We start from the raw sequence: 6,966 nt of genomic DNA on the forward strand, positions 1-6,966 counted from the left end.
GGGTTGGGTGCTGCGGCCCACTTTTGTTTTACCCACAGGTAAACGGAATTAACTAAGCGTCGATCGGATCCTCGGTTTCCTCTTTTGGTGAATCCTCGTTGGCTCTCTGTGGCAGACTGTCTCTATGACTAATCAGACACCTAACTCCGATGTGGTTAACCTCGCTTCTTCTGAGGACGAGGCTCAAGACAACTTCACTCCCGTAACGACCGAAGAAGGTAAGCTACAACAGCTTATTGAATGGCTCGAAGAACACGTCTCGGCCTATTCCTACTTGAGCGAGGTTGTCCCCTTGGGTGCCTCTGAGGAAGACATTAAGAAGGCTCGTGCGTCAGTCAATGACCGCGGCGCTCGTATGCCAGACGCCATTATTCACGGTTCGATGATGGTCCTGGGGGCGGCTGTCAACCACTCTTCGCCATACCTTGCGTATGCCGACGGCAAGGTAGAGGTGACGGATACGACGGTGGGGGATAGTCCTAGCGTTCCGGTTCGGGTTTTTGTCCCGCAGGATCCAACCGGGTCTGTGGTAGTTGCTGCACACGGCGGCGCTTTCTGGATGGGTGACGGCAGTCTGCGTGAGAATTCCTTCGGCCCAAATATGGCTGCCCTGGCAGCCCGATCGGGCGCAATTGTTGTGGATGTGGATTACCGTCTCGCGCCAGAGCATAAAGTATCTGAGGCCGTCAATGACATCGCGCGGGTAGTCGCATCTGTTGCAGATGATTCGTTGCAGCTTCAAAAATTGGGTGCAATGCCCATCAGTGATCAGAACCCGATAGTTCTCTATGGTGTCTCTTCAGGCGGCCACAACGTTGTTTCTGCGGTGGACCAGATTAGTCAAGACACTCCGGTTGCTCTGTTGCTCGTTGCCCCGGCTCTAGACCTGCGTGGTGCTCCTGCGGTGTGGTTGCAGGCATTCTTCGGCACCTCTGATGATTCGGCAAAGGAAGTGTCACCGGGATTGCATGAGCCGTCGCGAAGCATGCGTGTCCACGTTCAGGCGGCCTCCCGCGATACTGTCGTTCGGCCAGCTACCGAGTACCTGAAGAAGGTTGAGGAGGCAGGGGGAGAGGCCTCTCAGGCGGTATTCTTGGCGACTCACCAGATTGCGGTTCCAAAGGTTCAGCGAGAACAGATTACGGACGCGGCGCGGTTCATTCTAGAGGCCACTCACACGGAACGTGAGCTGCCAGAGGATCCGGCAGGTGAATACGATAAGGAAGCGATCGACCGGCAGAACGAAGAGTCATGGGGCAAGAGCTAGTCAATCCGTTTCAGTTCCCAATGGCGCTCTCGCCGTGCATGTGAGCACCGCGGAGGGGGCGCTGCTAAGGGAAATCGGGGGCGGGTCTAGAACAGTTCAGTGCCAAAATGTCGGGGGCTAACAGCCCCCGGACTAGTTCAGCGGCAGGAGGTTGCGCTTCGTTGCGTGTACCTCTTCCACCCGGTCGATGTTGCGTTCGAGCACATTCCAATCGTTGACAGGAATATTGCGCTGGGCTTGGGCAATGATTGACTTGTCTGGAGTGGACCACGCGAGCGGCACTGGGGTGATCTCGTCGTAGAACTCGGTGCGGCTCTTGTGTGTACCGGCCACAGCAACAGCTGGCACCTTCGCGCCCACGCGGCGGGGGACACCGGAAATCGTGGTGACCGTACGTGTAGCCAGGGCCGGGACGGGCTCGCCATCGGAGGGGTTTTTACGCATGTCCACCAGGGTCATCAGCACCATGGTCCGCTCATCCACACGCGCAATCATGGCCGGAACCAGCGGGGATTCGTCGTAAAGCTCTTGCGGATCCTTAATTGCGCGTCGCACCTGGAAGGTAACGCCGACGTAGAGAGCCGCGAGGGCGAAAAGCACAACCGCGCTGCCGATAACAAACGGCGTGCGGTCGAAAACTATTAGAACCAGCACAGCGCCGACGAGCAGCAGAGCAGAGAAAATGCCGGAGGAGATGAGCAGTCGGCGGGCATCGCGGTAGTACTCGTTGTTGGCGTTGGTGTGCTCGCGGTTGACGGGGAAGTGAAAGTTCATGGCAGTCCTTTAGTTATCCAGTTTTCTAGGATTCCGAGCTAGCGGTGGAATCACCGGGCAGGGAGGGCCCGAGGTACTCGTCTGCGTCGACGATTCGGTAGGCGTAGCCCTGTTCCGCCAGGAAACGCTGGCGGTGAGCTGCGTATTCGGTATCGAGCGTATCGCGAGTCACCACCGAGTAAAAGACGGCGCCACCACCATCGGACTTCGGGCGCAGGAGACGCCCCAGGCGCTGTGCCTCCTCCTGTCGGGAACCGAAGGTGCCGGAGATTTGCACGGCGACAGAGGCTTCGGGAAGGTCGATGGAAAAGTTCGCAACCTTGGAGACCACCAGCGTGTTGATCTCGCCGCGCCGGAACTTCCCAAAGAGCTCCTCGCGTTTGGCGTTGGACGTCTTTCCTTCGATGACGTCGACGCCGAGCTCTTCGCCGATCTCTTCGAGCTGATCCAGGTAGGCACCAATCACCAGAGCGGGTTCGCCCTCGTGTCGGGCAAGGATTTGCTTGACGACGGGAATCTTCGTCGGCGTCGTTGCGGCCAGACGATACCTGTCGGAGGCCTCAGCCGTGGCGTAGAGCATGCGCTCGGACTCGGTCGGGGTCACGCGGACCTCAACGCAGTCTGCCGGTGCGATCCAGCCCTGGGCTTCAATGTCCTTCCATGGGGCGTCGTAGCGCTTCGGGCCAATCAGGCTGAAGACATCGCCCTCGCGGCCATCTTCGCGCACCAGGGTAGCGGTGAGCCCCAGTCGACGGCGCGACTGCAGATCCGCACTCATTCGGAACACGGGAGCGGGCAGGAGGTGGACCTCGTCGTAGATGATGAGGCCCCAGTCGCGGGAATCGAATAGCTCGAGTGCGCGGTATTCTCCCTTAGTCTTGCGCGTGACCACTTGGTAGGTCGCAATGGTGACGGGGCGAATTTCCTTCTTTTCGCCGGAGTACTCGCCGATTTCGTCCTCGGTCAGCGAGGTGCGTCGCAGCAGCTCGTCGCGCCACTGCCTGCCGGCGACGGTGTTGGTGACCAGAATCAAAGTGGTGCGCTGCGCGTCTACCATGGCCGCCGCACCGACGATTGTCTTGCCTGCGCCACAGGGCAGCACCACGACGCCGGAGCCACCTTCGCGGAAGGAATCAGCCGCCATGCGTTGGTAGTCGCGCAGTTCCCAGGTGTCGTGGCCGCCGGTGCCCTGATCCTGCCAAGCGATGGCGTGTGCCTCACCATCGATGTAGCCGGCGGTGTCATTGGCCGGCCAACCGACCTTCAGCAGCTCCTGTTTGATTCGGCCTCGCTCGGAGGGGTGCACGGTCCAGGTGTCGGCGTCGATTTGCTCGCCGAGCATCGGACGAATCTTTTTGTGCTTGGTCACCTCGGCCAGTACCGCAGGGTCGTGTGAAACCAGAATAAGGCCGTGAGCTGGATGCTTGGTCAGGCTCAGGCGACCGTAGCGGTCCATGGTCTCCGCGACGTCGATAAGCAGCGGCTGTGGGACGGGGAACTTGGAGAAGCGCTCGAGGACATCGACCACCTGCTCCGCGTCGTGACCGGCGGCGCGGGCATTCCACAGCGCCAGCGGGGTGATGCGGTAGGTGTGCACATGTTCAGGAGCACGTTCGAGCTCCGCGAACGGTGCCAGCGCCGCGCGTGCCGCATCCGCCTCCGGATTATCGACCTCCAGCAGCACCGTCTTGTCCGATTGGACGATCAGCGGACCCGTGCCGAAACCCATTATTTCCTCGCCTCGCAGACATTCGACCAAAAATAAGCTAAAGGTCAATTCTGCCACGATTACGCAGAAGATGCGGCACGGGCTCGAATCATCCCGAACCGCCACATTCGCTTCTGCATCGCTTTACGACGGTCCGCGCGCCCGCCGCCTAGTCGACAGGATGTACTTCGGTAATGCGATGCAGCAGGAAGCGCAGCACTTGACTGGTGGCCGGGTCGATAGCATCGACCTGCCCACCGGAGACGGTGACTGGGCGCACGCGCTTGCGGCCGGGTTTGCCGTTGCGGTCAACGTAGCTCAAATACAGGTCGTCGCCATGGCGAGCCGCGCGCTGCAGAAGCTTGAACGCTTCGGTGCCGGAGGCGTAGTCGCTCGTGCCACCGGTGCTAGCGCTGGCACCGGCAGCCGTGCCCGTACCTGTCGCCGAATCCGCAGCCGAGCCAGAGACCCCAGCAGTGTTGCCACTGGCTGCAGTGCCACTGGAACTACCAGCGTGCTCAGCAGCACGGTTGCCATCGGCAATAGCCGTCAACGCCTGGCTGATGCGTTCCGGTTCGGGCATCGTTGTACGCGCAGTAGGCACCGGAGCTGGCGCCTCAATGCGGCAGGGAGCGCGACCGAGATCCAGCACCAAACCCTCTGCATCTTCGGCGATGATGGAAAAGCCCGCATTTCTAGCGGTCTCAATCACCTGGGCAAGCGGGGCCTGGCTAATTAGCACCGTTTCGGCAATCTTCCGCAACGCCAGGCTTTGTCCAGCCTGGTGACTCTGGAATGAGGCCAGCAGGGCCGGATCGTCACAGCGGATAAACGAAGCTGCGGGGCCACCGCGGAGACGACCGTGGCGGCGGGCGACGTCGTCAAGCAAATAGGTAATGGACTGCGGCACCTCGCCGACGGCGTAGCGCGAAAGAAACTCCGAGATATCGGCGGCATTGATGCCGGCGTCGAGGGCATCGCGAAGGCTGTCTTCGGTCACGCGGTAGACGCTGGCGAGGCCGGGAGATTCCAGCTGCGCAATCGAACTGAGCATGCGTTCCATCTCCGGGGATGCGGGGCCCGGTACGACGATGGTGTTGTCCGCCTGAACCATCAGGTACGAGGCGTTCGGTGGCAAGAGGTTGTTACAGGCGGCACGCAGATCGTCGAAGGCCTCGGCGGTGCCGGATTCGATGAGCGCGACCATGGCTTTGCCAACCTCGCTAAGGCCGACGGAAATCGTTTCCACGCCCGGGTCCCGCACGACGATGCCGAGGGCGACCAGCTCGTCGACCACGCCACTGAGCGTCTCGTCCGTGCACCTCGCGTTGGTAATCGGGTAGTAGTAGGCGGCGCATTCACGCAGGTCAGTCAGAGCAACGATGTCGTTGTCGCTTGCCGACGACGCCACCTGCGCACAGCAGGCCAGCACCATTTCCCGGATTGACGGTACCCCGGAGAGCCGAGCTTGTGGGGAGAGTAGAGCAATGCGCTTGCCTTCCTCATTGAGCTGGTCGACCCGCCAGGGAGCTGCGTCGCTAGTGCGAGTGCCGACCGTCAAACTCACCCACCGGTCAACCAGATCGGCGTCGAGGAAGCCGTCGGCTGCCAGCGTGGGGGCGAAATAGTCACCACCGGTGTCATGCAGTGGCAGCGGATGCGGAGTGCCGACATGAACCAGCCCCGCTGCACTGAGGTTAGCCACGCCGCGAGCCAACTCCGAGATGTCGACGCCGAGCTCCTCGATGAGACTGCGGGTTTCCCGCACTCCAATGACACCGTTTTTCAATGTCGGCGCGGGGTCGGTTCCCAGCAAGTCCAGCAGGTCAGTCGCCTGTCGCAAAGTTTCCCAGGCAGTGGCGGCAGCACGGTCGTTACCGCTGGCAATCACGTGGGTAGCGGGGGTTTCGGGGCGCAGGGGGACGTCGTCGTCGGCAAGCCCGACTCCACGCATAAGCGCGCGAACGGTGGCGGGCAGGCGGACGGTGCCCTCGTCGATGCGTTCGAGCAGGCCGGCGTTGATGAGCGCTGGGACCGGCAGCGAAGGGTCGGCATCCGGATGAGCGTCCTTTGTAACGCCGAGACCTCCGGAGTTGGCGAGGGTGTCCAGAAGCCGCTGCTGTCTGTCTGTAACCTCGGTGAGTGCCGTGCGTAGCTGACTGCGGCTTGGGCCATCGGGATTGGGCAGAAGATACCAGCCAGGTGGCAACGAGGTGGCGACCTCATCGCTGAGGCAGAAGTAGTCCTGCCAGGGCAGAGGCTTCTTGCGGGTGGACTTGCCGGTGAAGGTGCCGCGGGGGCCGGGGCCGTTGCCCCAGATGAGGCCGTATTCGCGCAGGGTATCGAGGCTTGTCCGAATATGCGTGGCCGTGGGCCGTTGATTGGCGGGAACCTCTGCTCGAGAGAGTAAGTCGAGAATGTAGTCGATGAGGGCGTCCGCAGTGACGGGTTCGGCGTCGGCACCGAGGTCAGCGGCAGCCTCAATGCAGGCGAGCTCCAGTGCGGGCAGTCTGGTCAGCGCGCGGGAGACAGAAGCGCGGAGCTGGAGCCTTGCCGCTAGCACCTGGGAAGACTTCGGCGGTGGCGACAGCGCATCGGGGCGATTGCTGAGGATAGTGCCCACAAATTGGTCTGGTTGACCTGCCAGCCAGTCGGAAAAGAGTGCAAAGGGGGTGGTGCTAGTCATGACAATCCCCACTTTAGTGAGATTTAAGGAGGGGAGAAGGTGACTGGGGAGAAAATTTTTGGGATAATCTCAGCATGGCTAACGTTGCAAAGAAATCCTATGTCGATCCCGGCTGGCCGAAGGACCTCGAGCCTGGTCAGCACGCTGTTACTGAACTGATTGCTCACCACGCTGGTGCAGATTCGCCTTTCGGCGACATTGAGTTCCCGGTTGATCCGGAGACTCTGGGTTACGTGCACCCGACCACGGTGATTAACAAGTAATCTTTTAGATTCTTAGCAGAGCTACTTCTGCTGGAGGCCCGCAGCCGTGACTGCTAGTTCAGCCATGGCTGCGGGTTTTCACATCAGTGGCCTCGGGGCGGGGGCTTGAGTAGGGGCGCTTGAAGTGGGGGCTTGAAGTGGGCGGGGGCTTATTCAAGCCCAGTTTTTTGGCCAATCCACCGGAATGGCCCCATGGATGCGGGCTGCAAATGTGAAACTGTGTAAGTTTATGACACTTTCAAGCCATTTTTCGGGCCATTTTTGTCAT

Annotated in this window: 5 protein-coding genes; 2 read left to right on the forward strand and 3 right to left on the reverse strand. The window is 60.8% G+C overall.

From position 1 onward, the window contains the following. The first annotated feature begins 124 nt into the window (after nt 1–124). On the forward strand, nt 125–1,267 hold the full coding sequence (locus tag ADB02_RS03260) for an alpha/beta hydrolase (protein WP_049171987.1): 1,143 nt from the start codon (nt 125–127) through the stop codon (nt 1,265–1,267). Nucleotides 1,268–1,399: 132 nt separating this feature from the next. Here ADB02_RS03260 and ADB02_RS03265 read toward each other — a convergent pair whose 3' ends face one another. The 3 genes from ADB02_RS03265 to ADB02_RS03275 form a co-directional block, all read right to left on the reverse strand. Then, nucleotides 1,400–2,041, reverse strand: coding sequence for a DUF3239 domain-containing protein (locus ADB02_RS03265; RefSeq protein ID WP_049171985.1), 642 nt, complete (start codon nt 2,039–2,041; stop codon nt 1,400–1,402). A 25-nt stretch (nt 2,042–2,066) separates the two neighbouring features. Beyond that, nucleotides 2,067–3,770, reverse strand: coding sequence for a DNA repair helicase XPB (locus ADB02_RS03270; RefSeq protein ID WP_016423319.1), 1,704 nt, complete (start codon nt 3,768–3,770; stop codon nt 2,067–2,069). Between the two features lie 148 nt (nt 3,771–3,918). Next, nucleotides 3,919–6,435 carry a helicase-associated domain-containing protein gene (locus ADB02_RS03275; protein ID WP_049189655.1) on the reverse strand — a complete coding sequence of 839 codons (2,517 nt, stop codon included), beginning with the start codon at nt 6,433–6,435 and terminating at the stop codon, nt 3,919–3,921. 74 nt (nt 6,436–6,509) lie between these two features. Here ADB02_RS03275 and ADB02_RS03280 point away from each other — a divergent pair, with 74 nt between their 5' ends. Beyond that, on the forward strand, nt 6,510–6,698 hold the full coding sequence (locus ADB02_RS03280; protein WP_016423317.1) for a hypothetical protein: 189 nt from the start codon (nt 6,510–6,512) through the stop codon (nt 6,696–6,698). The last annotated feature ends 268 nt before the right edge of the window (nt 6,699–6,966 follow it).

The organism is Corynebacterium sp. 212_CJEI, assembly GCF_001055915.1.
Lineage (GTDB): Bacteria > Actinomycetota > Actinomycetes > Mycobacteriales > Mycobacteriaceae > Corynebacterium > Corynebacterium jeikeium_D.

What these genes read in the sequence shown, in the direction of transcription:
- ADB02_RS03260 (WP_049171987.1), top strand. Translation starts at nt 125, where the DNA reads ATGACTAATCAGACACCTAACTCCGATGTGGTTAACCTCGCTTCTTCT.
- ADB02_RS03265 (WP_049171985.1), bottom strand. Translation starts at nt 2,041, where the DNA reads ATGAACTTTCACTTCCCCGTCAACCGCGAGCACACCAACGCCAACAAC.
- ADB02_RS03270 (WP_016423319.1), bottom strand. Translation starts at nt 3,770, where the DNA reads ATGGGTTTCGGCACGGGTCCGCTGATCGTCCAATCGGACAAGACGGTG.
- ADB02_RS03275 (WP_049189655.1), bottom strand. Translation starts at nt 6,435, where the DNA reads ATGACTAGCACCACCCCCTTTGCACTCTTTTCCGACTGGCTGGCAGGT.
- ADB02_RS03280 (WP_016423317.1), top strand. Translation starts at nt 6,510, where the DNA reads ATGGCTAACGTTGCAAAGAAATCCTATGTCGATCCCGGCTGGCCGAAG.